The sequence below is a fragment of the Caulobacter sp. GW821-FHT12D05 genome (assembly GCF_058807295.1).
Map to the genome: position 1 here is coordinate 421,988 of NZ_JBXAQO010000003.1, position 25,790 is coordinate 447,777.

26 protein-coding genes and 1 pseudogene are annotated in these 25,790 nt (G+C 67.8%); 11 read left to right on the plus strand and 16 right to left on the minus strand.

Features of this window, described 5'->3' with window-relative positions:
- Window positions 1-114 precede the first annotated feature (114 nt).
- Entirely contained in the window at window positions 115-615 is a 501-nt protein-coding gene (locus AC1RRR_RS14820) for a DUF3617 domain-containing protein (RefSeq protein WP_492814207.1), read from the minus strand.
- A gap of 245 nt (window positions 616-860) precedes the next feature.
- Between AC1RRR_RS14820 and rpmB the strand changes: the two genes are divergently transcribed.
- Complete coding sequence (gene rpmB, locus AC1RRR_RS14825) at window positions 861-1,160, plus strand: 50S ribosomal protein L28 (RefSeq protein WP_492814208.1); 300 nt, start codon at window positions 861-863, stop codon at window positions 1,158-1,160.
- A gap of 90 nt (window positions 1,161-1,250) precedes the next feature.
- On the opposite strand, the gene AC1RRR_RS14830 is transcribed toward rpmB, so the two are convergent.
- The 5 genes from AC1RRR_RS14830 to cobT all read right to left on the minus strand — a co-directional run bounded on the left by AC1RRR_RS14830 (window position 1,251) and on the right by cobT (window position 7,376).
- Window positions 1,251-3,053 carry an ATP-binding protein gene (locus tag AC1RRR_RS14830; protein WP_492814210.1) on the minus strand — a complete coding sequence of 601 codons (1,803 nt, stop codon included), beginning with the start codon at window positions 3,051-3,053 and terminating at the stop codon, window positions 1,251-1,253.
- A gap of 211 nt (window positions 3,054-3,264) precedes the next feature.
- On the minus strand, window positions 3,265-3,564 hold the full coding sequence (locus tag AC1RRR_RS14835; protein WP_492814212.1) for a hypothetical protein: 300 nt from the start codon (window positions 3,562-3,564) through the stop codon (window positions 3,265-3,267).
- A 270-nt stretch (window positions 3,565-3,834) separates the two neighbouring features.
- Entirely contained in the window at window positions 3,835-4,146 is a 312-nt protein-coding gene (locus AC1RRR_RS14840; protein WP_492814214.1) for a hypothetical protein, read from the minus strand.
- Window positions 4,147-4,353: 207 nt separating this feature from the next.
- The gene (locus tag AC1RRR_RS14845) at window positions 4,354-5,451 is read right to left on the minus strand and encodes an esterase-like activity of phytase family protein (protein WP_492814215.1); all 1,098 of its coding nucleotides are present in this window, start codon (window positions 5,449-5,451) and stop codon (window positions 4,354-4,356) included.
- Entirely contained in the window at window positions 5,448-7,376 is a 1,929-nt protein-coding gene (cobT, locus tag AC1RRR_RS14850; RefSeq protein WP_492814217.1) for a cobaltochelatase subunit CobT, read from the minus strand. Before cobT ends, AC1RRR_RS14845 begins: the two co-directional genes overlap by 4 nt.
- Window positions 7,377-7,482: 106 nt before the next feature.
- Between cobT and AC1RRR_RS14855 the strand changes: the two genes are divergently transcribed.
- Window positions 7,483-7,668, plus strand: coding sequence for a DUF1328 family protein (locus tag AC1RRR_RS14855; protein WP_454714025.1), 186 nt, complete (start codon window positions 7,483-7,485; stop codon window positions 7,666-7,668).
- A gap of 78 nt (window positions 7,669-7,746) precedes the next feature.
- Here the strand turns inward: AC1RRR_RS14855 and AC1RRR_RS14860 are convergent, their stop codons facing one another.
- Window positions 7,747-8,904 carry a DUF3089 domain-containing protein gene (locus AC1RRR_RS14860; RefSeq protein WP_492814219.1) on the minus strand — a complete coding sequence of 386 codons (1,158 nt, stop codon included), beginning with the start codon at window positions 8,902-8,904 and terminating at the stop codon, window positions 7,747-7,749.
- A 158-nt stretch (window positions 8,905-9,062) separates the two neighbouring features.
- On the opposite strand from AC1RRR_RS14860, the gene AC1RRR_RS14865 reads away from it, so the two are divergent.
- The gene (locus tag AC1RRR_RS14865) at window positions 9,063-10,007 is read left to right on the plus strand and encodes an IMCp domain-containing protein (protein ID WP_492814221.1); all 945 of its coding nucleotides are present in this window, start codon (window positions 9,063-9,065) and stop codon (window positions 10,005-10,007) included.
- 1 nt (window position 10,008) lies between these two features.
- Here the strand turns inward: AC1RRR_RS14865 and AC1RRR_RS14870 are convergent, their stop codons facing one another.
- The gene (locus tag AC1RRR_RS14870; RefSeq protein ID WP_492814223.1) at window positions 10,009-10,323 is read right to left on the minus strand and encodes a hypothetical protein; all 315 of its coding nucleotides are present in this window, start codon (window positions 10,321-10,323) and stop codon (window positions 10,009-10,011) included.
- Between the two features lie 42 nt (window positions 10,324-10,365).
- On the minus strand, window positions 10,366-10,497 hold the full coding sequence (locus tag AC1RRR_RS14875) for a hypothetical protein (protein ID WP_454714029.1): 132 nt from the start codon (window positions 10,495-10,497) through the stop codon (window positions 10,366-10,368).
- A 180-nt stretch (window positions 10,498-10,677) separates the two neighbouring features.
- Between AC1RRR_RS14875 and AC1RRR_RS14880 the strand changes: the two genes are divergently transcribed.
- Window positions 10,678-11,118, plus strand: coding sequence for an RICIN domain-containing protein (locus AC1RRR_RS14880; protein WP_492814225.1), 441 nt, complete (start codon window positions 10,678-10,680; stop codon window positions 11,116-11,118).
- A 70-nt stretch (window positions 11,119-11,188) separates the two neighbouring features.
- On the opposite strand, the gene groL is transcribed toward AC1RRR_RS14880, so the two are convergent.
- Window positions 11,189-12,832, minus strand: a complete 1,644-nt coding sequence (gene groL / locus AC1RRR_RS14885; RefSeq protein WP_492814226.1) for a chaperonin GroEL — start codon at window positions 12,830-12,832, stop codon at window positions 11,189-11,191.
- Between the two features lie 63 nt (window positions 12,833-12,895).
- Complete coding sequence (groES, locus tag AC1RRR_RS14890; RefSeq protein WP_291876365.1) at window positions 12,896-13,186, minus strand: co-chaperone GroES; 291 nt, start codon at window positions 13,184-13,186, stop codon at window positions 12,896-12,898.
- A gap of 175 nt (window positions 13,187-13,361) precedes the next feature.
- Here groES and AC1RRR_RS14895 point away from each other — a divergent pair, with 175 nt between their 5' ends.
- Entirely contained in the window at window positions 13,362-13,772 is a 411-nt protein-coding gene (locus AC1RRR_RS14895) for a VOC family protein (protein ID WP_492814228.1), read from the plus strand.
- A gap of 32 nt (window positions 13,773-13,804) precedes the next feature.
- Window positions 13,805-14,233, plus strand: a complete 429-nt coding sequence (locus AC1RRR_RS14900) for a DUF4345 family protein (RefSeq protein ID WP_492814230.1) — start codon at window positions 13,805-13,807, stop codon at window positions 14,231-14,233.
- Here AC1RRR_RS14900 and AC1RRR_RS14905 read toward each other — a convergent pair.
- Both AC1RRR_RS14905 and AC1RRR_RS14910 read right to left on the minus strand, forming a co-directional pair.
- Window positions 14,217-14,738 carry a methylated-DNA--[protein]-cysteine S-methyltransferase gene (locus AC1RRR_RS14905; RefSeq protein WP_492814232.1) on the minus strand — a complete coding sequence of 174 codons (522 nt, stop codon included), beginning with the start codon at window positions 14,736-14,738 and terminating at the stop codon, window positions 14,217-14,219. The two genes, AC1RRR_RS14900 and AC1RRR_RS14905, sit on opposite strands and share 17 nt — an antisense overlap.
- Before the next feature lie 187 nt (window positions 14,739-14,925).
- Window positions 14,926-16,233, minus strand: coding sequence for an acyl-CoA dehydrogenase family protein (locus AC1RRR_RS14910; protein WP_492814234.1), 1,308 nt, complete (start codon window positions 16,231-16,233; stop codon window positions 14,926-14,928).
- A 98-nt stretch (window positions 16,234-16,331) separates the two neighbouring features.
- Between AC1RRR_RS14910 and AC1RRR_RS14915 the strand changes: the two genes are divergently transcribed.
- Both AC1RRR_RS14915 and AC1RRR_RS14920 read left to right on the plus strand, forming a co-directional pair.
- Window positions 16,332-16,928: a GNAT family N-acetyltransferase gene (locus AC1RRR_RS14915; RefSeq protein WP_492814235.1), complete on the plus strand. Its 597-nt coding sequence runs from the start codon at window positions 16,332-16,334 to the stop codon at window positions 16,926-16,928.
- Between the two features lie 106 nt (window positions 16,929-17,034).
- Window positions 17,035-18,417 carry a hypothetical protein gene (locus tag AC1RRR_RS14920; protein WP_492814236.1) on the plus strand — a complete coding sequence of 461 codons (1,383 nt, stop codon included), beginning with the start codon at window positions 17,035-17,037 and terminating at the stop codon, window positions 18,415-18,417.
- Here the strand turns inward: AC1RRR_RS14920 and AC1RRR_RS14925 are convergent.
- Window positions 18,414-18,824 carry a VOC family protein gene (locus AC1RRR_RS14925; RefSeq protein ID WP_492814238.1) on the minus strand — a complete coding sequence of 137 codons (411 nt, stop codon included), beginning with the start codon at window positions 18,822-18,824 and terminating at the stop codon, window positions 18,414-18,416. The genes AC1RRR_RS14920 and AC1RRR_RS14925 overlap by 4 nt on opposite strands.
- Before the next feature lie 48 nt (window positions 18,825-18,872).
- Window positions 18,873-20,783: a DNA mismatch repair endonuclease MutL gene (gene mutL / locus AC1RRR_RS14930; protein ID WP_492814240.1), complete on the minus strand. Its 1,911-nt coding sequence runs from the start codon at window positions 20,781-20,783 to the stop codon at window positions 18,873-18,875.
- Between the two features lie 86 nt (window positions 20,784-20,869).
- Between mutL and AC1RRR_RS14935 the strand changes: the two are divergent.
- The 3 genes and pseudogenes from AC1RRR_RS14935 (at window position 20,870) to AC1RRR_RS14945 (ending at window position 25,152) form a co-directional block, all read left to right on the plus strand.
- A pseudogene (locus AC1RRR_RS14935) lies at window positions 20,870-21,933 on the plus strand (TraB/GumN family protein).
- Between the two features lie 57 nt (window positions 21,934-21,990).
- Window positions 21,991-22,926 (plus strand): TraB/GumN family protein, encoded by a 936-nt coding sequence (locus tag AC1RRR_RS14940; protein ID WP_492814241.1) that lies wholly within the window; start codon window positions 21,991-21,993, stop codon window positions 22,924-22,926.
- Between the two features lie 138 nt (window positions 22,927-23,064).
- Entirely contained in the window at window positions 23,065-25,152 is a 2,088-nt protein-coding gene (locus tag AC1RRR_RS14945; RefSeq protein ID WP_492814243.1) for a TonB-dependent siderophore receptor, read from the plus strand.
- Between the two features lie 62 nt (window positions 25,153-25,214).
- Here AC1RRR_RS14945 and AC1RRR_RS14950 read toward each other — a convergent pair whose 3' ends face one another.
- Complete coding sequence (locus tag AC1RRR_RS14950) at window positions 25,215-25,784, minus strand: DUF3035 domain-containing protein (protein ID WP_492814245.1); 570 nt, start codon at window positions 25,782-25,784, stop codon at window positions 25,215-25,217.
- Window positions 25,785-25,790 lie beyond the last annotated feature (6 nt).

Consider the following 25,790-nt stretch of genomic DNA (forward strand, 5'->3'; position numbering starts at 1 on the left):
CGCTTCCTCGAACAGGGGCGAAACGAATCAGGACCGAATCGGCGACGTTCCCCGATTCAGTGTTTGTTCCCTACAAGCTATTGTAGCTTAAAGCGGATTAACCACAAATCGGTTTCAGGACGCCGGCTGCTTGGCGGGCGTTTCCTCGGCCTTCTTCTCTTCCGCCTTCTTCTCTTCAGGAGGGCACTCGGCCGCCAGGCGCTTGGCGGTCAGGCTGCCGGCCAGGGGCATGCCGTTGATGGTCTTGATGTGGATGTCCATCTTGAAGGCCTCGGGCGAATAGACGCCATTGGCGGTGACCGGCGACACGCGGTCCTTCTTGTCGGTCCAGGTGCCCTTCAGCGCGATCTTGCCGTCGCGGACCACATTGGTGGTGTACTCGCAGCGATAGCGCTTGGTGCAGATACCGCGCGAGAACTGCTCGGCGTCGGCGGGCTTGAGGCACTTGGTCTCGCTGCTGACCGGGATCATGCCGATCCGGTAGTCGTACTCCCACTGGCCGGGGAGAATCGTTGAGCGGGCAGGCGCGCGCGTCGTCTGGGCCAGGCTGAAGCCGGCGAGGGCCAGGCCGGCCGACAGGGTGACAGCGGCGGCGACGAGGGCGGTGGAACGCATACGACGGGTCTCCTTCATGCGGTCCCTATATAGAGCGTGATATGAACCGTGCTTGAAGGCGGTGGTGAGGCGTCGGGTTCCTTCGCGGTTGCGAGGCCAGGAGCCTTGACTCAGGGGTGACCCTTCGCCTATATCGCCCGCTCTCGCGCGGTCGGCCTGGTCCAACCGTGTGTCCGAATTCATATCTTATCGGAGCCAGGCTCTTCACCGAGCCAGACGGTTTCGCCCAAGCCAAGGTAACCACCATGTCGCGCCGTTGCGAACTTACCGGTATCGGTCCGATGGTCGGCCACAATGTGAGCCACTCGAACATCAAGACCAAGCGCCGCTTCCTGCCGGCCCTGTCGCCGGCGACGCTGGCCTCGGAGTCGCTGGGCCAGACGTTCCGTCTGCGCATCAGCAACGCCGCCCTGCGCACCCTGGACTTCAAGGGCGGCCTGGACGTGTTCCTGCTGGGCGCCAAGGACGAGCAGCTGTCGCCGCGCGCCCTGAAGATCAAGTCGCAGGTCAAGGCCAAGGCCAAGGCCGCCGCGCAAGCCGCCTAAGGCTTACGGTCCTTCAAGGCTGAAACGACAAAGCCCGCCGGGGTCTCCCGGCGGGCTTTTCGTCGTGTGTGCGTGGCTAGCGCATAGAAGCTAGTGGCGGGCCGAGCGCAGGATGCGGCCCAGTTCGCCGATCGAATAGGGCTTCTGCAGGACTGGGAAACCGTGGTGGGTGTCGTCGGCCAGCACCTGGCTGTAGCCGCTGGTCAGCACCACCGGCAGGCTGGGCCAGCGGCTGCGGATCCGGCGGCCCAGCTCCAGCCCGCTGATGCCCGGCATGACCACGTCGGTGAAGACATAGTCGAAGCCGCCGCCGCGCTCTTCCAGGACGGCGATGGCGCGCTGGCCGTTGGCCACGAGGCAGGTCTCGAAACCCAGATCGTCCAGCAGCTGCCGTGCGAACTCGCCGACCTCGGCATTGTCCTCGACGATCAGGATGGCCCCGTGCGGATCGGCCGACGGCTCTACGGCGTCCTGAGCGTCGACATGGGCCGGCGCGTCGACGCGCGGCAGGTACAGGGTGAAGGTCGAGCCTGACCCGGCCTGGCTTTCGACGTCCACGTCGCCGCCGGACTGCTTGGCGAAGCCGAACACCTGCGACAGGCCCAGCCCGGTGCCCTTGCCCACGCCCTTGGTGGTGAAGAAGGGTTCGAAGATCTGTTCCAGCACCTGGGGCGACATGCCCGCGCCGGTGTCGGTGATGGAGATGGCGATGAAGGGGCCTTCGTGGCCGCCGTGCCCGCGCAGGGGCGGCAACGACGCCGCCTCATAGGCCCGGATGACCAGGTCGCCTTCGCCGTCCATGGCGTCGCGGGCGTTCACGGCCATGTTGACCAGGGCGGTCTCGAACTGGCTGGCGTCGGCTTCCACGAAGCAGGGGGTCGGACAGGGCTCGACGGCCAGCCGGATGCGTCCGCCGACGACGGTCCCCAGCATGTCGGCGACGCTGGCGATCCGGTCGCCGACATTGAAGGTGGTGGGTTTCAGGGTCTGGCGACGGGCGAAGGCCAGCAGCTGGGCGGTCAGCTTGGCGGCGCGGTCGGCCGTGTCGGAAATCGCGTCCAGATACCGCTCGCGCTTCTCGGCGGGCAGGCTGGGCCGGCGCAGCAGCTCGGCCGAGGAGCGGATCACGGTCAGCAGGTTGTTGAAGTCATGCGCCACGCCGCCGGTCAGCTGGCCGATGGCCTCCAGCTTCTGCATCTGGCGAACCTGGCCCTCGGCGGCGAGCAGGGCGTTGGTGCGTTGCTGGACCTGGGTCTCGAGCGTCTCGTTCAGGCTCCGCAGTCGGGCCTCGGCCTCGCGCAGGGCCTCCTCACCGATCGTGCGCTCTAGCAGGTCGGCGGCTTGGCGGGCCAGGATGTCGAGCAGGCGCAGGTCACGCTGCGAGGGCTGGTGGACCTTGCTCCAGTGGGTCGAGATCATGCCCAGCAGGCGACCGTCACGGGCGCGCAAGGGCGTGGTCTGGGCCGAGCGGATCCCCGTGCGCCGGAAGGCCATCAGGTCCTCGGTGCCGGCGATCTCGTCCCAGGCCTCATAGTCGGGAATGACGGTGCGGGCGTTGGTCTTCAGCGCCATCGTGCAGCTGCTGTGGGCCGAGGGGCTGACCCACTGCCAGAACGCCACGGCCTCGGGCGGCAGACGGCGATGGCAGAGCAGCTGCAGCTCGCCGCCATGGCCCGACGGGTCGCCCTGCGGGCACAGCAACTGCATGGTGCCGAACTGCGAGCGGGTGATCGACACCGCGGCGTCTACGATCTTGTTGTACAGCTCCACCCGGTCCTGCTCGCCGATCAGCGCGACGCTGATGCTGTGCAGCAGCTCGATATCGGCGAGGCCGTCGTCGGCAGGCGCCGAGCGGTCTGGATCCATCGCGTATTCATGGACGGAATCGAGCATGACCGCTCCTGTGAGGCGGGCGACTAAACCATGCTCCAGCTGGCTCGACCGCTCGCTAGACGACATTGTGCCGATAATATCCCAGCTTCAAGCTTCACTGTTTCTCGTGCGGGCGTTAACGCACGAAACGGTCAGAGGTTTCCTGGCAAAGCAAAACCCGCCGCGACCTCTGCCGCGGCGGGTTTTGAACGCTTGGTACTCGTGTTGTCGCTTAGCGCGCGACGACGGCGCCCGACGACGGGTTGGCCGAGTTGTAGGCGGTCAGCGCCGGATTGTTGATCTTCGACACGGCGTCGTTGACCGAGGCGCGGATGCAGGCCGGGTACAGGTAGCCAGCCAGGGCTTCGCCGCGGATGTCTTGCCAGCAGACGGTCGAGGCGGCCTTGACGATTTCGGCGCGGACTTCAGCGGCCGACTTGCCGGTGACCTTGACGCGGATTTCAGCGGCCGAGGCCGGAGCGGCGGCGGCGAGGACGATGGCCGAAGCGGCCAGAACGATGGAGCGGATCATCTCGAAAGTTCCGAAAGGGGGTTGTGATCAACCACCTCCAGACGCGTTCCCCTGACGGCCCGTACCCGGTCTATCGCCTGCTCAGCCCGTCGCGTTGTTTATAGCAACGTTCTCTTGAGTTATCAACGATTATATTGCATTGCACCCTTAGCTTGAGCGCAACGGTGTTTCGCGTGCGAACAATCGATTTCAGGCCGAGAAACAGGCACGAAAAAGCCCGCGAAGCCTAAGCTTCGCGGGCCTCATTTAGTTCAGCAAGCGCTCCGCTGATTAGCGAGCGGCGACTCGCATGAAGTAGACGCTGCGGCCTTGAGCCTTGTCGTAGGCGACCAGCTCGGGGCTCTTGGTGCGCGAGACGGCGTCGCGGGTGATTTCGCGGACGCAGTAGGGGGCCAGGTCGGCGGCGTCGCGGGTGCCGGCCAGGTCTTCTTGGCACAGCTGCTTGGCGGCGTTGATGATGTCGGCGTGGACGGCCGGGGTGGCGCGACCGGCGACCTTGATGGTGATTTCACCAGCGCTGGCCGAGGTGGCGGCAGCGGTGGACATCAGGGCGGCGATGGCGATAGCGAGCAGACGGATCATTTTGATAGTCCCGGAAAGGAGGTTGGATTCAACCGCCTCCAGGTGCGTTCCTCTGACGGCCCAGGTTCTCGCCCTCTCGTCGTCCGTCACTGACACCGGTATCTGGTACCGGTACCTATTGCAAGTGCGAAATCGGATTTTCCGGAAAAAAGTTCAATAGTATCATATAGTTGGCAATGAAACCGTCTCGTGTGAAACGAAACCGGTTTAGCGTTTGCGAACAGGACGCCTGACGGGCTTGGGCGGAAGCGGGGCCGGCATGGGCGGCGCGACCCAGTCGAAGGCCAGGAGCAGGGTGCGCTGGCTGTTGCTGACCGCGCCGTCGTCCGAGATCACATAGATCCGCGTGGAGCCGGCCGGCGCGCCCGCCGGCGGGGCGGTCAGGGACACGCCTTCGAAGTTGTCGCGCGGCATGGCGCCTTCGATGTGCAGGGCCGCCGAGGTGCGCTGCTGGGCCAGGGGCTTGGTCGGGTCCGAGATGAACCGCACCACCGAGCGCCAGCCGCGTACGGGGTCATAGCCGCGATGCAGGGTGGCGATGGCCGTGCCCGCGAAGGGCGCGAAGCCGGTCAGGCCCCAGGTGAAGTCCGGACCCGATTGCGGCGGCAGCGCCTTGCAGTCGGACGACAGGCGACACAGCCACACCTCGCCCTCCTCGCCGCCGACGATATAGGCGTCGGGGCCGGCGGCCGGATAGGCGGTGATCGCCTCCATGCCCTCGTTGTCGGGGAAGATGGTGGCGGGCTTGGGCGCGGGGGCCGGCAGGCTCCACCGGCCGTCGGGGCCGACGGCGTAGCGCCAGATGCGGTGATCGCGCTCGAAGCTGACCAGGCGGTCGCCATTGGGCAGCACGGTCAGGCCTTCGGCGTCCTGATGCTCCTTGCCTTGCAGGGGCTGGCCGTCGGGGCCCTTCAGGGGCCACAGCTTGCCGTCGGTGACGCCGACCAGGCGGCCGGTCGCATCCAGCTGCAGCTTGGCCTCGAACACGTCGCCGTCGTCGCTGATCGCGGTCAGGCGGCCGTCGGGGCTCACCGACAGGTCCGACAGGCCGTGCAGGCGCGTGGTGTCGGCGCTGGTCAGGTGCAGGCCGCCGGCATAGGTGAAGCCGCCGCCGGCGTCGATCTTGGCCGGGTTGGCCGCGTCCATCGGCACGGGCGTGGCGACGACGCCAATCTCGGGACCAGCCTTGACCGGCGCGGCCGGCGTGGCGACCACCGGCGGGTCGCGGCGCGGCGTGCACTGGGTGGCCATGCCGCCCAGCCCGCCGACCAGACCCAGGATCAGCGCGAACCGCGGACCGATCACGCCGGAACCTTGCCGGGCGCCTTGGCGGCTTGCGGCGTCACGACCGGCGGCGGCGCCAGCAGGCCGCGCGTGCGGGCGATCTGGCGCGGCTCTTCCTCGAACAGGGCGGCCAGCTGTTCGACCAGCACCCCGCCCAGCTGTTCGACGTCGACGATGGTGACGGCGCGGCGGTAATAGCGCGTGACGTCGTGGCCGATGCCGATGGCGATCAGCTCCACGGGGCTCTTGCCCTCGATCTCACCGATGACCTGGCGCAAGTGACGCTCCAGATAGTGGCCCGAATTGACGCTGAGGGTGGAGTCGTCCACCGGCGCGCCATCGGAAATCACCATCAGAATGCGGCGGGCTTCGGGCCGGTTGATGACGCGCTGGTGCGCCCACATCAGGGCCTCGCCGTCGATGTTCTCCTTCAGGAGCCCCTCGCGCATCATCAGGCCCAGGTTCTTGCGGGCTCTTCTCCAAGGGGCGTCCGCGGCCTTGTAGATGATGTGGCGCAGGTCGTTCAGGCGGCCCGGCGCGGCGGGCTTGCCCGACTTGATCCACTCATCGCGGCTGGTCCCGCCCTTCCAGGCGCGGGTGGTGAAGCCCAGCACCTCGGTCTTGACGCCGCAGCGCTCCAGGGTACGCGCCAGAATGTCGGCGCAGATCGCCGCCACCATGATCGGGCGGCCGCGCATCGAGCCGGAATTGTCGATCAGCAGGGTCACGACCGTGTCGCGGAACTCCTGGTCCTCTTCCTGCTTGAAGGAGAGGGGGGCGGTCGGATCGATGATCACCCGCGTCAGGCGGGCGACGTCCAGCATCCCTTCCTCGAGATCGAAGGTCCAGGCGCGGTTCTGCTGGGCCAGCAGGCGGCGCTGCAGCTTGTTGGCCAGGCGCGAGACGACGCTGGAGAGGGCCGACAGCTGCTGGTCCAGATAGGCCCGCAGCCGGGTCAGTTCCTCGGCGTCGCACAGGTCCTCGGCGTCGACGATCTCGTCGTGGGCCGTGGTGAAGATCTTGTACAGCGGCTCGCCGCCCTGGGCGTTGCTGGTGTCGGGCCGCGCGGCCTTGGCGCCGTCGCCCATGTCGGGGGTCTCGTCGGACTCCTCGGGCTCGCCTTCCTGGTCCGACTGGACCATCTCCTCGTCGCCGGCTTCGGTCTCGCGGTCGGAGGCTTCGCTTTCCTGCGGGGAGCTGCCTTCAGGCTGCTCGCCTTCGCCCTCGCCCTGATCCTCGTCGGAATTCTCGGTCGCGCCCTCGTCCTCGCCGTCGTCCTCGTCGGCGCTTTCGGTGGCCTCGGACATGTCTTCGCCTAGGTCGAGGTCGCGCAGGATCTCGCGCGTCACCCGGGCGAAGGCGGCCTGGTCGTCGATGGCGGCGGCCAGACGGTCCAGGTCCTTGCCGGCCCGCAGCTCGATGTCATTGCGCAGGATGTCGACCAGGGCCTTGGCGCCGTCAGGCGGGGCGTCGCCGGTCAGGCGCTCGCGGACCATCAGGCCCAGGATCTCGGCCATCGGCGCGGACTGGCGGTCCATGGCCACGGCGCGGGTCAGGCCCTGCTTCTCCAGTCGCGCCTCGAGGGCGGCGGTCAGGTTCTGGCGGACGCCGCCCAGGGCGTTGGCGCCAATCGCTTCCAGGCGGGCCTGCTCGATCGACTCGAACGCCGCCTGGCCGTCGGGCGAGGCCGGACGCGCGCGGGCGTGGGCCATCGGGTCGTGGTGGGCCAGGCGCAGGGCCATCTGGTCGGCCAGGCCCCGGATGCGCGCGGCCTCCTTGCTGGACAGATCACGCGGCGGATGCGGCAGCACCGCGCGCTTGCCCAAGAGCTGGGGACCATCGCCCGAGAACACGACCTCCAGGTCGGGCGTCTCGGCGAGCGAGCGCGCGGCGTGCGCCAGGGCGCGCTTGAAGGGTTCGGTCGGGCTTTCGGGCTTGGAGGCCATGGCTTCGAGTTAGCGGCGCCGGGCGGCGAAAACAAGGAACGGCGTGAACGGAGGAGGCGTTGTTTTCCCAACGGCGCCGCTCGCGCGCCCTTCGAAGGAACTCAGTATGCTCAAGTGGGCCATCATTCTCGCCGTCGTCGCCCTGATCGCCGGGGCCCTGGGCTTCACGGGTATCGCGGGCGCCGCGGCCGGCGTGGCCAAGATCCTGTTCTTCTTGTTCCTGCTCGGCTTCGTGATCGTGATGCTGCTGGGCGTGACCGTGTTCAAGGCGGCGGCCGGCCCGAAAGGCTAGCCGCGCGCCTTGCGCGGGCCGGAGCGGACGTCGACCCCGCCGCCGGCATTCGATGGCGCTAGGGCTCGTGGGTGAGTCCTAGCGTCCCGCGTACGCCTTGGCCTGACGATCAGCCAGGGCCACCAGGTCGCCCATCTCAAGATTGACGTCGATCAGGTGCAGGCCCCAGTCCTTCAGGACGGCGCCGCCCGGCAGCACGATGTCGCCGGTGATCTCGTCGGTGCGCGGATCGGCCGGGTCGGCGTTCACCTTCACCGCCAGATAGCTGAAGTCGCCCTCGCTGACGCACTTGGCCGACAGCAGGCCGGGCAGCGACACGAACGGCGTCGTCACGTTCACGTCCTTGGCGAACGGCTTGGGCGGCAGGCTCGACAGGAACGGCTTGGTCCCCAGATAGGCGTGCAGGGTCGCTTCATCGGTCGAGGCCTTGCCAGCCAAGAGGGCGGCGGGGTTCACGCAGCCGGCGCGGCGGCCCTGCTCGTCGGTCTTGCCAAATCGGCTGTTGGCCGGCGGCGGACTGTTGGCGCGGAACGATACGTAGGTCACCAGGCACCCGGCCTGGTCGGCCTTGGCGCACAGCGGGATCGAGCCGAACTTGTTGTCGGCCACCGGGGTGTTCATGCCCAGCACATAGGCCGAGATCATCTGCTTCTGGGCCGGCTTGCCGTCGATCTCGTTCTTCAACAGGTCCAGCAGCATGCGCGAGCCCTGGCTGTGGCCGATCAGGACGACGCCGCGCCCCTTATTCTCGTTGGCCAGATACCAGCGCCAGGCGTCGCGCACGTCGCCATAGGCGAGCACGCCGTTGCCCGGCGAGGGCTGGCCCATCATCACCGTGCGCAGGGCCGCCAGGGTCACCTGGCGGTACATCGGCGCGAACACCCGGCACTTGGAGCCGAAGCGGGCCAGCTGCTGCTCGACCACCCGGCGCTCGGCCTCGTCGATGACCATGTCGCTGTTGCCGCCCGGATCGGTCGAGACGGTCGGATAGACGTAGAAGCAGTCATAGCCGGGGTTCGTGGCGGCCTTGAACGTCTCGGTCGAGGTCTTGCCATCGGCCTGGACGATGGTCGTGGTCTGGTCGACCGCGCAGGCGTCGGCCCGGCCGGGCCAGCACAGCCAGCTGTCCTTATTGCCGTAGTCGTTGGGGGCGACGTTCGCCGGGGCTTGGGCGCAGGCCGCGCCGGTCAGGGCCAGGCCCAGGGTCAGGGCCATCGCGGCCAGGGTTCTCGCCATCGTCTTCTCCCCTCAAACATTCGTTTGGCGCGGAGCATGACCACACAGAACGCCATTAGCCAAGAGGGGGGCGCCAAGAGGCTTTGGCGCGGGGATTGCGGGATGAGGCGGGAGTCGTCCCGCTCCGGGACGGTCGAGCTTTGCGTACGAGGACGGCGATGTCTCTCCGGACCCTTCTTCTGGTTGGCGCCACGGCCGCCTTTGCTGGCGCGGCGGCGATTTCGCCCGCCCTGGCCGACGGCTTCCCCGGCGCGCCGGTGCGTGGCGAGCATGTGCCGAAACGGGTCGCGCCCAAGGTTCGCACCAAGATCGTCTATGTCGACCGCCCGGTCGTCGTGGAGAAGCCGTTCTATGTCGATCGTCCCACCACCCAGGTGGTCGAGAAGGTCATCGACCGGCCCGTGATCGTGGAGAAGCGGATCGAGGTCCCGGTCGTGAAGATCGTGGAAAAGCCCGTCGTCGTGGAAAAACGCGTCGAGGTGCCCGTCGAGCGCATCGTCGAGAAGACCGTCTATGTCGACCGCCCCGTCGACCGCGTCATCGAAAGGCCGGTGGTGGTCGAAAAGCGGGTCGAGGTTCCGGTCGTGAAGGTCGTGGAAAAGCCGGTCTACGTCGAAAAGCGTATCGAGGTCCCGATCGAGCGGGTCGTCGAGAAACCGGTCTATATCGAGCGTCCGGTCTATGTGGACCGCTATGTCGATCGCCCGGCGCCTCGCTATCAGGAACGCGCGGTCGAGAGCTACGAAGAGACCCGCGAGACCGAGCGTTATGAAGAGAGCTCGTCTTCCTCCAGCTACTCCGGCTCGCGCTATGGCGCTGGCGGCGGCTGGAATGCCGGTTCGGCCCCGGCCCAGGCCTGGGGCGGCTATGTCGAGCCTCCGCCGCTGCCGATGGGTTATGTCGGCGCCCAGTCGGGCGGACGGGGCGGCGGCTACGGCGGTTATGGCCTGGTGGGCGGCGGCGGCTGGGCCGGCGGCTACGCCTCGGGCCGCGCTTCGTCCTCGGCCAGCGCCTCGGCTTCGGCCTCGTCGTCGGTCTCGGTGCGTGTCGGCGGTCGGGGCGGTGGCGGCGGCTGCAACTGCGGCGGCGGCAAGCGCCACTAGATCAGAGCGAAAGCCACCGGCGGGGGTTCTTGTCGCCCAGCGCGCGGGCCTCGCCGGGCTTCAGCCCCAGGTCGCGCATGCGGAAGGCGACGATCTCGCGCAAGGCCTCGACGGGCTCCTTGCCGCCCACGGGGCTGGAGGCCACGGAACCGGCGTTCATCGCCAGGTCCACGGCCGTCCATTCGGCCTGGGCCCGGTCGGCCTTGCCGACGGCGAAGTAGTGGCGGACGGGCGCGCGCTCGCCTGGGACCTCGACCATGACGCCGATGACCCAGCCTTGAACGATGAGATCGGCGTCGGGGCGCTGGCGGAACATGGGTGCGCATGTAGCGCTCGCTCAGCGTCGCCGAAAGGGGCTTCAGCCAATCAGCTGAAACGCCGCCTGGCTCAGTAGGCCCAGCACCAACCAGGCCGAAAGCGCGACCACGACCAGGGTCGGGCGCGACATGCGACGCCGACGATGGGTGGGAATTTCACGCACGAACGCCATCAACTGCCTCCATGCTCTAGAGCTATGGGGCCGTTAACGCCTGTGGCGAAGTTTGGATGCGGACGATTTTCGCCTCTCACGGGAGTGTGAGAACGCTGTTACGCGAAGTGCGCTTCTGCACAGCCCGGACCAGCCGCCGGGCGCAACGTCCTCCGCACAAACAATCGTGGGGAGGTTGCGATGCCGCAGATACCGGACAACGCCGTGGTGCGTTTTCACGCCTATTCCGACCAGAACTACGTGATCGGACATGTGGACGAATACCAGAACGGCTATGGCGCGGCGGTCCTGCGGCCGTTGAGCCGATACAACGACAACTCCACGCTCTGGCGGACCAAGTACGTGCCGAATGGCTTCTCGCTGCAGTGGGTCGCGGGCGAGGGACCCAATCCGCTGCGACTGGGTTTCGGCGATGAAGCGGACGCTTTGCGGCTGAGCGCGCAATTCTACGCGGCCTTCACCACCGACTATCTCGACGACACCTGGTTCGCGCTGAACAACTGGGACCACAGTCAGGTCGCCGACATCGACCGCGAGACCATCGGCGATGGCGTGCGGATCATCAGCTATCCGTGGCACGACGGCGACAATCAGAAATGGCGCGCCGAGGTCGTCGGCTAGCGGCCAAGAAAAAGGGCGGGACCTTTCGATCCCGCCCTCATCCATTTCAGCGAAGCGCTGAACTTCTAAATTAGAAGTCCATGTCGCCCATGCCGCCCGGCATGCCGCCGCCGGCGGGGGCGCCGCCGCCCTTCTTGGGGGCTTCGACGATCGCGGCTTCCGTGGTGATCAGCAGGCCGGCCACCGAGGCGGCGTTCTGCAGAGCGGTGCGGACAACCTTGGCCGGGTCGATGACGCCGTCGACGACCAGGTCGACGTACTGCTCGGTCTGGGCGTTGAAGCCGAACGAGCTCGAGGCGTTTTCCAGGATCTTGCCGACCACGATCGAACCTTCGACGCCGGCGTTCTCGGCGATCTGGCGGATCGGCGATTGCAGGGCGCGACGGACGATGGCGATGCCGGCGGTCTGGTCGTCGTTGTCGCCGGTCACGCCGGCCAGGGCCTTGGAAGCCCACAGCAGGGCGGTGCCGCCACCCGGGACGATGCCTTCATCCACGGCCGCGCGGGTCGCGTTCAGGGCGTCGTCAACGCGGTCCTTCTTTTCCTTCACTTCGACTTCGGTCTGGCCACCGACGCGGATAACGGCAACACCGCCGGCCAGCTTGGCCAGGCGCTCTTGCAGCTTTTCCTTGTCGTAGTCCGACGTGGTGTCTTCGATCTGCTTCTTGATCTGACCCACGCGTGCATCAATGTCAGCCTTTTCACCGACGCCGTCCACGATCGTGGTGTCGTCCTTGGTGATCGAGACCTTCTTGGCCTTGCCCAGCATGTCGAGCGAGACGCTTTCGAGCTTGATGCCCAGGTCTTCAGACACGACTTGAGCGCCGGTCAGGATGGCGATGTCTTCCAGCATGGCCTTGCGGCGGTCGCCGAAGCCCGGAGCCTTGACGGCGGCGACGCGCAGGCCGCCACGCAGCTTGTTGACGACCAGCGTGGCCAGGGCCTCGCCTTCGACGTCTTCGGCGATGATCAGCAGCGGGCGGCCCGACTGGACGACGGCTTCCAGCACCGGCAGCAGCGGCTGCAGCGACGACAGCTTCTTTTCGAACAGGAGGATCAGCGGGTCTTCCAGCTGAACTTCCATCTTGTCGGCGTTGGTGATGAAGTACGGCGACAGGTAGCCGCGGTCGAACTGCATGCCTTCGACGACGTCGAGTTCGGTTTCGGCGGTCTTGGCTTCTTCGACGGTGATGACGCCTTCGTTGCCGACCTTGGCCATGGCTTCAGCGATTTTATCGCCGACTTCCTTGTCGCCGTTGGCCGAGATGGTGCCGACCTGAGCGATTTCAGCGTTGGTCGTGACCTTCTTCGACGAGGTCTTGATGTCCTCGACGGCGATCAGGACGGCCTTGTCGATGCCGCGCTTCAGGTCCATCGGGTTCATGCCGGCGGCGACCGACTTGAGGCCTTCCTGGACGATGGCTTGGGCCAGGACCGTGGCGGTCGTGGTGCCGTCGCCGGCCTTGTCGTTGGTCTTCGAGGCGACTTCGCGGATCATCTGCGCGCCGAGGTTCTCGAACTTATCCGACAGCTCGATTTCCTTGGCGACCGAGACGCCGTCCTTGGTGGTGCGCGGGGCGCCGAACGACTTTTCGATGACGACGTTGCGGCCCTTGGGGCCCAGGGTCACCTTCACCGCGTTGGCGAGGATGTTGACGCCGCGCAGCATCTTGTCGCGCGCGTCCGAGCCGAAATAAACGTCTTTAGCGGCCATGGTGGGCGCCTTTCTGAATCTGGAATTCTGGGAAGAAAGAAGCGTCTGGGAAGACGGGAGGGATTAGCCCTCGACCACGCCCAGGACGTCGCTTTCCTTCATGATCAGGAGGTCCTGACCGTCGACCTTCACTTCCGTGCCCGACCACTTGCCGAACAGGATACGGTCACCGGCCTTGACGTCCAGGGCGACGACTTCGCCCTTGTCGTTGCGCGCGCCGGGGCCGACGGCGACGACTTCGCCTTCCTGCGGCTTTTCCTTGGCGGTGTCGGGGATGATGATCCCGCCCTTGGTCTTGGTTTCTTCTTCGACGCGCTTCACGAGGACGCGGTCGCCCAGGGGACGAAACTTCATGGTGTTCTCCGTCGGAACGGTTTCAAATAAAGGCTGAGTTGGACCGGGGAGCGTTGCTGTTAGCAGTCGCTCCCATCGAGTGCCAACGTCGGGCGTGAGTTAGGCAGGGGGCTCGGGGGAGTCAAGGACGACGCCCGCGAACTTTTCGCGAAGAATGAATGAGAGGGAGGTTCCGATGATCGATCATATGGGCGTTACGGTCCGTGATCTCCAGGCGGCCAAGACGTTTTATGACGCCGCCTTCGCCCCGCTGGGCATCACCATCGTCATGAGCGTCAGCGCCGAGCAGACCGGCGGCTCGGCCTTCTACGGCTATGGTCCGACGGAGGACCGGCGCGACATCCAGGCCGGCAAGCCCAGCTTCTGGGTCGGCCAGGGCGAGACCGCCACGGGGCCAATGCACGTGGCCTTCCTGGCGGCCAACCGCGCCCAGGTCGACGCCTTCCACGCCGCGGCCCTGGCGGCGGGCGGGACCGACAATGGCGCGCCGGGCGTGCGGCCTCATTATCATCCCAATTACTATGGCGCGTTCGTGCTTGACCCGGACGGCCGAAACGTCGAGGCCGTCTGTCACGCGCCAGTCTGACGTCATCTCCTGACGTGTTCTGAGGATCTTGTATGTCCAGCTATGTCCTGTCGCTGTTCCTGGCGGTCGTGGCCTGCGTCATCGGCGGGACGCTGGGCGGCATGATCCTGGCGCGGCCGCAGGTGATGCTGGGCATGGCCGGCATCGCCGACGAGGACACGCCCAAGCCGCCGCTGTTCGCCGAAGGCCGGGCGCTGGGCGGGGTGCTGATCGCCTCGCACGGGGTGGCGGCGCTGTATCTGGGCTACCAGCCCCGGATCGGCGCGGCCATGGCCCTGGCGCTGGCCGTGGCCTGGCTGGGCGCGGCGGCGGGCCGGGCGGTGTCGGCGGCGCTGGACGGCGCGGCGGGGCGCTACAACAACGGCGCGATGGTGTTCAACGCCCTGATCGGCATCACCCTGAGCCTGCCGTTCTTCCAGATCGGCCGCGTTGTGCTGCGGGGCGTCACGAGTTTCGCCTGACCCCTTCGTGCTCCAGCAGCCAACGCTTGCGTTCGATGCCGCCGCCATAGCCGGTGAGCGCGCCGTCCATGCCGATCACCCGGTGGCAGGGCGCGACGATGCTGAGCGGGTTTGAGCCATTGGCATGGCCGGCGGCGCGGACCGCGGCTGGGCGGCCGGCGCGACGGGCCAGCTCGGAATAGGTGATCGTCTCGCCGGCCGGGATTTCGCACAGCGCCGTCCACACGGCATGCTGGAAAGCCGTCCCGTTGGTGGCCCAAGCGATGGTGTTCAGGACCTCGAACCGGCCGGTGAAGTAGGCGGCCATGGCCTCGCGGATCGCAGCGGGCGCGGCGCCGGGCTCGGGCCGCAACGGGCCGTAGTGAGTCTTCAGCAGCCGGTCGAGGCGGTGCTCGTGGTCGTGGAAGTCGACGGCGCGCAGCAGGCCGGCCTCGTCGGTGACGATCAGCAGCTCGCCGATCGGCGACGGCGCGCGGTCCAGGAGCAGGCGGGCGGGACGACTCATGGGGCGATCATCGCCGGAGGAGGCGCGGGTGTCCGCCCGGATTTTGCTGCGACGAAGTCTCCCTCCCCCTTGATGGGGGAGGGGCAGGGGTGGGGGTGACTACGGCGGTTGATGCAGCGCAACGCCGCTAGCTCAGCAGATCACCCCCATCCCCAACCCTTCCCCCATCAAGGGGGAAGGGAGCCGATCACCGAATCCCCGGCACCTGCATGGCCGCTTCCTTCTCGGCCTTCTGCTTGAAGACCAGGTCCCCGTACTTGCCGTACTCCATCCGCGCGATCGTGCGCTGGTGCACTTCGTCCGGGCCGTCGGCCAGGCGCAGGGTGCGGATGCCGGCATAGGCCTTGGCGAGCCCAAAGTCGGTGGTCACGCCGCCGCCGCCGTGGGCCTGGATGGCGTCGTCGATGATCTTCAAGGCCAGGCGCGGGGCCGCGACCTTGATCATGGCGATCTCCAGACGGGCCGACTTGTTGCCGGCCTTGTCCATCATGTCGGCGGCCTTCAGGCACAGCAGGCGGCACATCTCGATGTCGATGCGGGCGTCGGCGACGCGCTCTTCCCACACCGAGTGGTCCGAGACGTACTTGCCGAAGGCTTTGCGGCTCATCAGGCGCTTGCACATCTTCTCCAGCGCGACTTCCGCCGTGCCGATGGTGCGCATGCAGTGGTGGATGCGGCCAGGGCCCAGGCGGCCCTGGGCGATCTCGAAGCCGCGGCCTTCGCCCAGCAGCAGGGCGTCCTCGATCGGCACGCGCACGTCCTTGAGGATGACCTCGGCGTGGCCGTGCGGGGCGTCGTCATAGCCGAACACCGGCAGCATACGGACGATCTCGATGCCCGGGGCGTCCAGCGGCACCAGGACCTGGCTTTGCTGCTGGTGGCGGCTGGCGTTGTCGGGATCGGTCTTGCCCATGACGATGGCGACCTTGCAGCGCGGATCGCCCACGCCCGAGGACCACCACTTGCGGCCGTTGATCACGTAGTGGTCGCCGTCGCGCTCGATGCGGGTCTCGATATTGGTGGCGTCCGAGCTGGCCACCGCCGGTTCGGTCATTAGGAAGGCCGAGCGGATCTCGCCGTTCATCAGCGGGCGCAGCCACTTTTCCTTCTGCGCCAGCGTGCCGTAGCGCATCAGCACTTCCATGTTGCCGGTGTCGGGCGCCGAGCAGTTGAAGACTTCCGAGGCGAAGCCGACCTTGCCCAGCTGTTCGGCGATCAGGCTGTATTCCAGGTTGGTCAGCTGCACGCCTTCGAACTGGAAGGTGTCGTCGACGTGCGTCTGGCCGCTGTGCGGCGGCATGAAGAAGTTCCACAGGCCGGCCGCCTTGGCCTTGGCCTTCAGCTCTTCCACGACCTGGACGACCTTCCAGCGCTCGGCGCCGAGGACGTTCATCTCGGCCTCGTAGACCGGGATCGCCGGAACGATGTGCTCGTCCATGAACGCGGTGACGCGATCCAGGAAAGCCCGCTGCGTGGGGGAGATATCGAAGTCCATGGCCGTTCCCTCAACCCGCTGTCTTGTGTCAAACGCTTGTTTGAAGTGGTTGTAGACTGGCTTGACGCGGGCGGCAAGCCTGTCCGACAACGGCAGCCATGCTGACCTTGACCGCCGACACCCTCCAGGGCCGCTACGTCCGGCTCGAACCCATCACCGTCGATCATCGCGACGAGCTGAAGGCCGCCATCGACTGTGACCCCGACAGCTGGGAGATCATGTCGGTCAACGGCTGCGGCGAAGGCTTCGAGGACTTCTGGGGCTCGCTGCAGGGCGAGACCGACCGCGGCGAGCGCATCGGCTACGTCATCCGCCGCCTGTCGGACGGCAAGGTGGTCGGCACCTCCAGCTACATGAACATCCGCCGCCTGCATGGCGGGCTGGAGATCGGCTCGACCTTCCTGAACCCGGAGGCGCGTTCGGGCCCGATCAATCCCGAGAGCAAGCGCCTGATGCTGGGCCACGCCTTCGACAAGGGCGGCGCGATCCGCATCGAGCTGGTCACCGACGTGCGCAACGCCCGCAGCCAGGCGGCGATCCAGAAGCTGGGCGCGACCAAGGAAGGCGTGCTGCGCAATCACAAGGTCACCTGGACCGGCCATGTGCGCGACACCGCCGTGTTCTCGATCACCGACTACGACTGGCCGGCGGTCCGCGAGCGGCTGGAATTCCGGCTGAGCGAGACGTTCGTCTAAACCCTGGCGGGTGCGACGGAACGACGCGCCCTCAGGTCTAGATAAAACGTCGTTATCCCGACGGTTGTAACCAATCGCAAATGAAGGCGCGCTACCGTCAGGCCTCATGACGGCCATCGCCTGCCTTCGAATTTTGTTCACCGCCGATGGCGACAGCCAGCCGGGCGACATCCCCAAGCACAAGGCGCAGGGGGTAGCGGACGCGTTCCTGAAGGCCCGCTGGCGCAAGCCGCGCAAGTGCGGGGCCGTGGCCCCCCTGGCCTTCGTCATCGCCGACCACAATGTCGAGCACCTGGATCCGTCCGAGGTCCAGGGCCTGGCCGCCGAGCTGGAGAAGGTTCTGTTCCCCGGCCGTCCGATCGGCCAGATCGCCCTGATGACCTTCGAGGGCGACGAGCAGGCGGTGCTGAAGTTCGCCGCCCTGACCCAGACCGAACTGCGCGGCCTGATGAACGGCGAGGGTTACGAAGGTGACCCCGGCCGCGTCCACGTGATCACCGCCGACTCCATCGACGGCCCGCTGCCCAGCACCCGCGCCGAGGCCAAGGCCTACGCCGCCGAAAAGGCCGATGCGAAGAAGGCGTCGGGCGGCCTGACGACCGCCACCACGATCGAAAAAGAACCCGCGCCGGCCGCCAAGAGCGCCGCGCCGATCTCGACCATCCCGACGGCAGAAGCTCCGAAGGCCGCGCCGATCGCGCCGGAGCCTCCGCCGGTCGTCGAACCCGCCAAGGCGTCGCCCGCGCCGGCTCCCGCCGCCAAGAAGGCCGAGGCCAAGGTCGCGCCGCCGCCGCCGCCCGCCGAGACCGGCTGGTGGGGCGTCTACGACCTGGCGCAAGGCGCCTTCGTCGGCTCGACCATCGGCATGCGTTCCGACCTGCTGGGCCCCGCGCCCGAGGACGACGCCAAACTGCTGAAGCGTGATCTGGTCTGCCTGACCGACGCCCAGGCCGCCCTGAAGAAGGGCCCCTATGGCGAGATCCACGTGCCGTTCGGCTTCTGGAACCTGACCACGCCGTCGTCGCAGGAGGCCTATAAGGGCCGCCTGTCGCGCTATCCGCTGGACCAGCAACCGCGCCTGGTCGCCACGATCTACGCCACGCCGCGCGAGGCCTCGATCGGCATGATCCAGCAGATGCGGGCGTTCCTGAAGAGCAGCTTCGCGCGCCTGGACGTGCGGATCAGCGACCCGACCTTCCCGATCCAGGGCCTGCCGCCCGAGCTGGTCGACACCATCACCCTGGTGCTGGACGGCGAGACCGAGCACGATCGCCTGAAGCAGATCCTCAAGTTCGTCGAGCGCAAGTCCGGTTACGCCGCAAAGGGCGTCGTCCAGGCCCTGGCCGGCGTCAGCTCGTCGATGGAGCTGGAAGCAGCCAAGGCCGGCGGCATCGCCCTGGTCCAAGGCCTGGCGGTCACCGAACTGCTGGACAACCCCATCGGCGGCCCCGACGGCGCGCCGCTGGCGCTGGCCCAGAACGCCGCCTAGGCTTTCGGCATCTCGAAGGTGAACACCACGCTGTCGGCCGAGCGTTCGCTGGGGCCGTGGAACACCGCCTCGATATTGTTGCCGTCCGGATCGTACAGGAACGCGGCGTAGTAGCCCGGATGATAGGGCCGCTCGCCCGGCCCGCCGTTGTCACGCCCGCCGGCCTCGACGCCCGCTTTGTGGAACCGCTCGACCGTCTCGCGATCCTTGGCCTGGAACGCCAGATGAATGTGGGTGGCCGGCTCGCCCGCGTCGATCCAGATCTCGTCGCAGTCCAGGTGGGTGTCGTCTTCGTTGTAGGGCACGCCCAGCACGTCCAGCACCGCGCGATAGAAGCGCTTGGTCGTGTCCAGGTCCTTGGCGCGCAGCTGGATGTGGTCGATCAGTCGGCCGCGATGAACTTCCATGGGTAGGCCTCCGGGTTTGGAGGCGAACGCCTGGGCGGGGCTTAGGTTCTAGCGCCGCCCGAACAGCTTCTCGATATCGGCCAGCTTCAGCTCCACATAGGTCGGGCGGCCGTGGTTGCACTGGCCCGAGTGGGGCGTGGCTTCCATCTCGCGGAGCAGGGCGTTCATTTCGGCGCCGTTCAGGCGGCGCCCGGCGCGGACGCTGCCGTGGCAGGCCATGGTCGAGCAGACCTCTTCCAGGCGCTCCTTCAGGGCCAGGGCCTGACCGTTCTCGGCCAGGTCGTCGGCGATGTCGCGGATCAGGGCGGCGGCGTCGGTCTTGCCAAGCAGGGCCGGCGTCTCGCGCACCAGCACCGCGCCGGGGCCGAAGCTCTCGATGACCAGGCCCAGGCTGGCGAGTTCCTCGGAGCGAGCGATGACACGCTCGGCCTCGGCGGGATCCAGGTCCACCACCTCGGGCAGCAGCAGGGTCTGGCGGGCCACGCCGCCGGCGGCCATCTCGCCCTTCATGCGCTCATAGACCAGGCGCTCGTGGGCGGCGTGCTGGTCGACGATGACCATACCGTCGCGGGTCTGGGCGACGATGTAGGTCTCGTGCACCTGCGCCCGCGCCGCGCCCAGCGGGAAGTCGACGGGGTCGAACGGCGCGGCCTGCGCGTAGTCGGGGGCGGGGCGGTCCTCGAAGGCGACCGAGGTGTAGGCCTCGCGCACGACCTCGGCCAGTTCACCGCCAAAGCTGGGTTCGACGCGGGCCGAGACTTCGTTCAGCCCCGGCAGGTCCATCGGCCGCTGGGTCGGCGGCATCCAGCCGCCTTCCCGCCAGGCCGAGAAGCCGGCGGGCGAGGGGCCCGGCTGGTACTGGGGCTGATAGCCCGGGAACGGGCTCTGCTGGGCGCGGATGCTGTCCAGGGCCTGGTTGGCGACGGTGGTCGAGGCGCGGTGGCCGGCGCCGGCCAAGGCGTGGCGCAGGGCCCCGACGATCAGGCCGCGCACCAGGGCCGGGTCACGGAAACGCACCTCGGCCTTGGCGGGGTGGACGTTGACGTCGACCTCGGTCGGATCGAGCGTCACGTAAAGCGCCGCCGTCGGGTGGCGGTCGCGGGCCAGGAAATCGGCATAGGCCGCGCGCAGGGCGCCGGTCAGCAGGCGGTCGCGCACCGGCCGGCCGTTGACGAACAGGTACTGGTGAGCCGCGTTGCCGCGATTGTAGGTCGGCAGGCCCGCGAAGCCCGACAGCCGCACGCCGTCGCGCACCTGGTCGATCTCGATGGCGTTCTCCTGGAAGTCGCGGCCCAGCACGTTGGCCAGGCGGGCCAGGCGCCCCTGCGGACCCGGATGCTCGGCCGGCAGGCGCAAAATACGGCGGCCGTCGATGTCCAGCGAGAAGCCGATGCTCTCATTGGCCATGGCCAGGCGCTTGATCTCTTCCGTGATCGCCAGGGCCTCGGCGCGCTCGGACTTCATGAACTTCAGGCGCGCGGGGGTGGCGTAGAACAGGTCGCGCACCTCGATCCGCGCCCCGTGCGGGCCGGGGAAGGCGGCCGGCGCGACGTCGCCGACGCTGCCGCCCTCGACCAGGATCGAGAAGGCGTCGTTACCGCCCTTGGCGCGCGAAGAGATCTGCAGACGCGCCACCGAGCCGATCGACGGCAGGGCCTCGCCCCGGAAACCCATGGTGTGGATGCGCAGTAGGTCCCACAGGCCGTCCTCGTCGGGGGCCAGCTTGGAGGTCGCGTGGCGCTCGATGGCGACGGGCAGTTCCTCGGCCGAGAGGCCGCAGCCGTCGTCGGCCACCAGGATCCGGGTCAGGCCGCCGCCGTGGGCCTCGACCTCGATCCGCGTGGCGCCGGCGTCGATGGCGTTGTCGACCAGCTCCTTGATGGCGCTGGCCGGGCGCTCGACCACCTCGCCGGCGGCGATGCGGTTGACGGTCTCGGGCGGCAGGCGGCGGATAGGCATGACACGGACTTTCACGAGGCAGGCCCGGGCCGAAGCTCGAGCATTGCAACTCCTTAAGTTGACCGGACGGTCAGCGACGGAGATCGATGAGTTTAGCTCGATTCCGCGAGCGTTCGAGGATCTGAAGATAGTGACCCTGACCCGTTTCGCCGCCGCCGGCCTGGCGATTTCCCTGCTTTGCGGCGGTTCCGCCCTGGCTCAAGCCCAGGGCCAGGCAGGGGGCAAGAACGAGGTCTCGATCCACCAGACCAAGCCCGTCGACCTGACGCCGGTCGACAGCCAGGCCAACCTGGTCGAGGAACTGATCGTCAATGCCCGCCTGCCGGGGCCGGCCTGGTGGAAGGTCTCCGACGGCGACACCACGGTCTATGTCATGGGCATGCCGGCCTTCGCGCCGAAGACGCTGGATTTCGACGACTCGGTCCTGCGCCGTCGGCTGGACGGGGCCAATGTGCTGATCCTGGGCCAGGAGCCGGAGGTCCGCATCCTGAGCCTGCTGGGCCTGATCCCCGGCAAGGGCAAGCAGTTCAAGATGGACAAGCCGATGCGCGACAGCCTGCCGTCCGACCTGCGCGCGCGCCTGGAGACGCGGCTGAAGGCCCAGGGCAAGCCCTTGACCGAATACGACGATCTCAAGCCGGCGCTGGCGGGCTTCGTCGTCGCCAACGACCGGGGCAGTGGCGTCACCATCAGCCTGGGCAGCCTGAGTGACCGCATACGCGACCTGGCCAAGGGCAAGACGGTCGTCGTCCAGCCGCGCGTGAAGAAGCTGGACGACTACGACCTGATCGGGATGGTCAAGTCGCTGGCTGAGGCCCCTCAGCCGCTGCAGGAGCTGTGCCTGGACGCGGGCCTGAAGGAGGCCGAGAACGGCCTGGCCAGCGTCCGCGAGACCGCCGAGCAGTGGGCCGAGGGCCAGGTGCGCGAGGTCGTCTCGGCCGAGCGCGGCTATCAGCGGTGCTTGGCCTCCACGCCTTGGATCGCCCGCCAGTTCAAGGACGGCCAGGACGACGCGGTCGGCGCCATCACCTCGGCCCTGAAGAAGCCAGGCAAGGCCGTGGCGGTGATCGAGCTGCGCTCGCTGCTGACCGAGGGCGGGGTGCTGGACCGCCTGCGCGCCAAGGGCTTCACCGTCACAGCGCCCGAATAAGGCCAAGCTTCCGCCGCATCGGCCCGCGAAGGTTGCGCCTCACACGGGGAATTTGAGATGCGTTCGATACTGGCCGGCCTGGCCTTGGCCTTTGCTACCGGCGCATCCGCCCAGGTCATCGACGATCCGCAGGCCAATGTCGTCGAGGCCCTGGTGGTCAGCGCCAAGCTGCCCGGTCCGGCCTGGTGGCGGGTGTCGGACGCCGACACGACCATCTACGTGCTGGGCATGCCGGCTTCCGTGCCCAAGGGCATGGCCTGGGACAAGTCGGTGGTCGAGCGCCGCCTGGACGGGGCCTTCGCCCTGCTGACCCCGCCGGAGTGGCGCGCGGGCCTGACCGACCTGCCGGCCCTCTTGAAGCTGCGCAAGAAACTGAAGGACGACGGCGACTGGGCGGCGCACGATCCGGCGCTGGCGGCCCGGACCCAGCGGGCGTGGGCGGCGGCCGATCCCAAGAAGCCCGACGGCTGGAAGGACTGGAAGCCGCTGTTCATCGCCATGCAGCTGGGCGGCAAGGCCGACCGCGCCGCCGGCCTGCTGATGTCCGAACCCGACCGCACCATCGACGCCCTGGCCAAGAAGCGCCGGGTCAAGGCACGCTCGGCCAAGGTCGGCAAGGCCATGCCGATGCTGAAGTCCCTGGCCCGCGAGCACACCGACGAGGCGGGCCGGGTCTGCCTCACCGAGACCCTCGAAACCGTCGAGGCCGGTCCCGCCGCCCGTCGCGCCGCCGCCGAGGCCTGGGCGCGGGGCGACGTGAAGGCCGCCCTGGCCGCGCCCCGCAGCGCCGAGCGCTGCCAGCTCTTGCTGCCCGGCGTTCCCGAGCTGATGCGCCAGTCGGTCGATGACGAAGCCGACGCCTTGGCCGAGCTGCTCAAGACCCCCGGCCACGCGGTGGCGCTCTATCCGATCCGGGGCCTGGTGGCCGAGAAGGGCGTGCTGGACAAGCTGCGGGCGCGCGGGATCACGGTGCGGACGCCCGGCGACGGGTAGAAATCCATCTGGACGGTAACTTGCAAGTGAATCTCATATGCAATACTCGAAGCGCTCCAAAAATGGGTGGAGCGATCGATGTCCGGGACAACTTCTTCAAGGCTGACGTGGGCGCGATCGGCGTCGGTTCTGGCGCTGATGCTGGCGCTGCCTGCCGTGGCGGCAGCACAGGAAACGGCCGCCGAGGATAAGGTCGCGGTCGACGAGCTCTTGGTCTACGGGCGCGGCGCGACCAAGAACACCCTGGCCACGGGCCTGAGCCTGACGCCGAAGGAGACGCCGCAGTCCCTCAGCATCATCACCCGCGAGCAGATCCAGGATCAGGCCGCCGCCAAGGTCACCGACGTGCTGGCCTACACCACCGGGATCTCGGTGAAGGCCGTCGACCGGGGCCGCAACGGCCTGTCGGCGCGGGGTTTCGAGATCACCAACTTCCAGCTGGACGGCGTGCCGTTCGAGACCGGCAATATCGGCCTGGAAGAGACCAGCACCGCGATCTACGAGCGGGTCGAGGTGGTGCGCGGCGCCACCGGCCTGATGCAGGGGGCGGGCGAGCCGTCGGCCTCGATCAACCTGGTGCGCAAGCACGCCGACGCCCGCGAGCTGTCGGGTCAGCTGACCCTGGAGGGCGGCTCCTGGAACCGCTTCGCCGGCACGGTGGACGTCTCGGCCCCGCTGGCCCGCGACGGCGCGGTGCGCGGCCGGTTCGTCGCCGAGATCTATGACGAGGAGGCGTTCGTCGACCTGGAGGCCAATAAGGGCTTCACCCTGTACGGCGTGGTCGACGCCGACCTGGGCGACAGGACTCGCCTCAGCTTCGGCGCCAGCCACCAGCGCGACGAGCGCAGCGGCACGCTGTGGGGCCAGCTGCCCTACTGGTACAGCAACGGGACGCGCACCAACTGGCCACGCTCGCAGACCAGCGCCGCCAAGTGGAACCAGTGGGACACCACCGAACAGGCGGCCTTCGTCACCCTGGAGCACCGCCTGAACGAACGCTGGTCGATCCGCGGCGACGCCGCCTATCACCGCCAGAAGGAAGATTCCAAGCTGCTGTGGATGTGGGGCGACCTGGATGAGCAGACCGGCGTCGGCATGAGCGCTTGGCCCTACTGGTACAAGACCGCGCCCAAGCAGTGGAACCTGAACCTGACCGTCAAGGGGACCTACGACCTGTTCGGCCGTGAGCACGAGCTGGTGCTGGGCGCGATGTACAACCGCCTGTCCACCGGCTGGACCAACCAGGACCCGGTCTCGGTCGTGCCCGACTCCGGCGACTTCCGCCGCTGGGACGGCAGCTATCCCGAGCCGACCTGGGGGCCGCGCTACGACATGTCGGGCCTGGGGACCACCAAGCAGGGCGCGGTCTATGGCGCGACTCGCCTGCAGCTGCTGGACCGGCTGAAGCTGGTCGCCGGCGTGCGCCTCAGCTACTGGCGGCGCGACGAGGAGGTCGCGACCTACACGCCCGCAGCCTTCACGCTGAAGCAGAAGAATGTCGTCACGCCCTATGCCGGGCTGATCTACGACATCACGCCGAACGTGTCGGCCTATGCCAGCTACACCAGCATCTTCGACCCGCAGACCTACAAGGACCGCAACGGCAAGTACTTGGACCCGCTGGAGGGCGACAACTACGAGGCCGGGCTGAAAGCCGACTTCCTGAACGGGCGGCTGCGGGCGTCCACGGCGGTGTTCCGGGTCGAGCAGAACAACTTCCCGGTCGTCGACGCCGGCTTCTTCGTGCCCGGCACGATCGATCCGGCCTATCGCGGCGCCCAGGGCACGGTCTCAAAGGGCTATGAGGCCGAGCTGCAAGGCCAGGTGCTGGAGGGCTGGGACGTCAGCATGGGCTGGAGCCAGTTCACCGCCAAGGACGCCGACGGCGTGGACGTTCAGGCCCACCACCCGCGCCGGGTCTTCCGCCTGTCCACCAAGTACGCGCTGCCCGGCGACCGGATCAGCGTCGGCGGCTCGCTGCGCTGGGAAAGCCGGCCGCCGCAGACGGGGGTGAACCCGGGTACCGGCAAGACCGAACCCGTCGGCCAGCCGGCCTATGTGCTGGTCAACCTGATGGGGCAGTACAAGGTCACGGAGCGGACCTCGATCCAGCTCAACGTCGATAACGTGTTCGACAAGACCTACTACAGCAACAATGTCTGGTTCGCCGGCTTCGTGTACGGCGAGCCGCGCCGGGCCCGCGTGACGCTGCGCCACGCATTCTAGTCAAAGAAAAGGCCCGGAACCGTGAGGTCCCGGGCCTTTCGAATCTTTAGAGCAGTCAGGCCTTAGAGGCCCGGCAGCTTGATGCCGCCCTTCTTGTCGCGGCTGATGACCACGCCACCCGTGCCGACCAGCTTCTTCAGACGGGCTTCCTCGGCGGCGGCGTCGACCTCGACCGGGGCGTTGGCGCCCGACTCGGCGGCGGTGGCCACGTTGGTGGTCTTCTGGCCCTTTTTCCAGAACATCACCTTGCTGGCGAAGCTCTCGTCCTTGTGGGCCAGGTCGCCGTTCTCGTCATCGACGACGAAGCGGATCAGCGGATCGGCCTTTTCAGACCCGGCGCGCGAGACCAGCAGCTTTTCGCCTTCCGAGCGGCCCGAGGCGTTGCTCTGGCCGATCAGGGCGGCGCGCGCGGCGCTTTCCGGCTGCAGCTCTTGCGGACGCGGCTCGCCGGGCGCCGGCGGGCGCAGGGCGTAGTCCGGCGGCACGGCCAGCGGGGCCTTGCTGACGACGCGGAATTCGTCGGGAACCACCTTGCTCATGCCCAGGGCCTTCTGGGTCGAGGTGCAGCCAGCCATGCCGATCGCGGCCACGGCGGTCAGGGCGCTAATGGTCGCGACCCGATTGAAACTCATCAAACC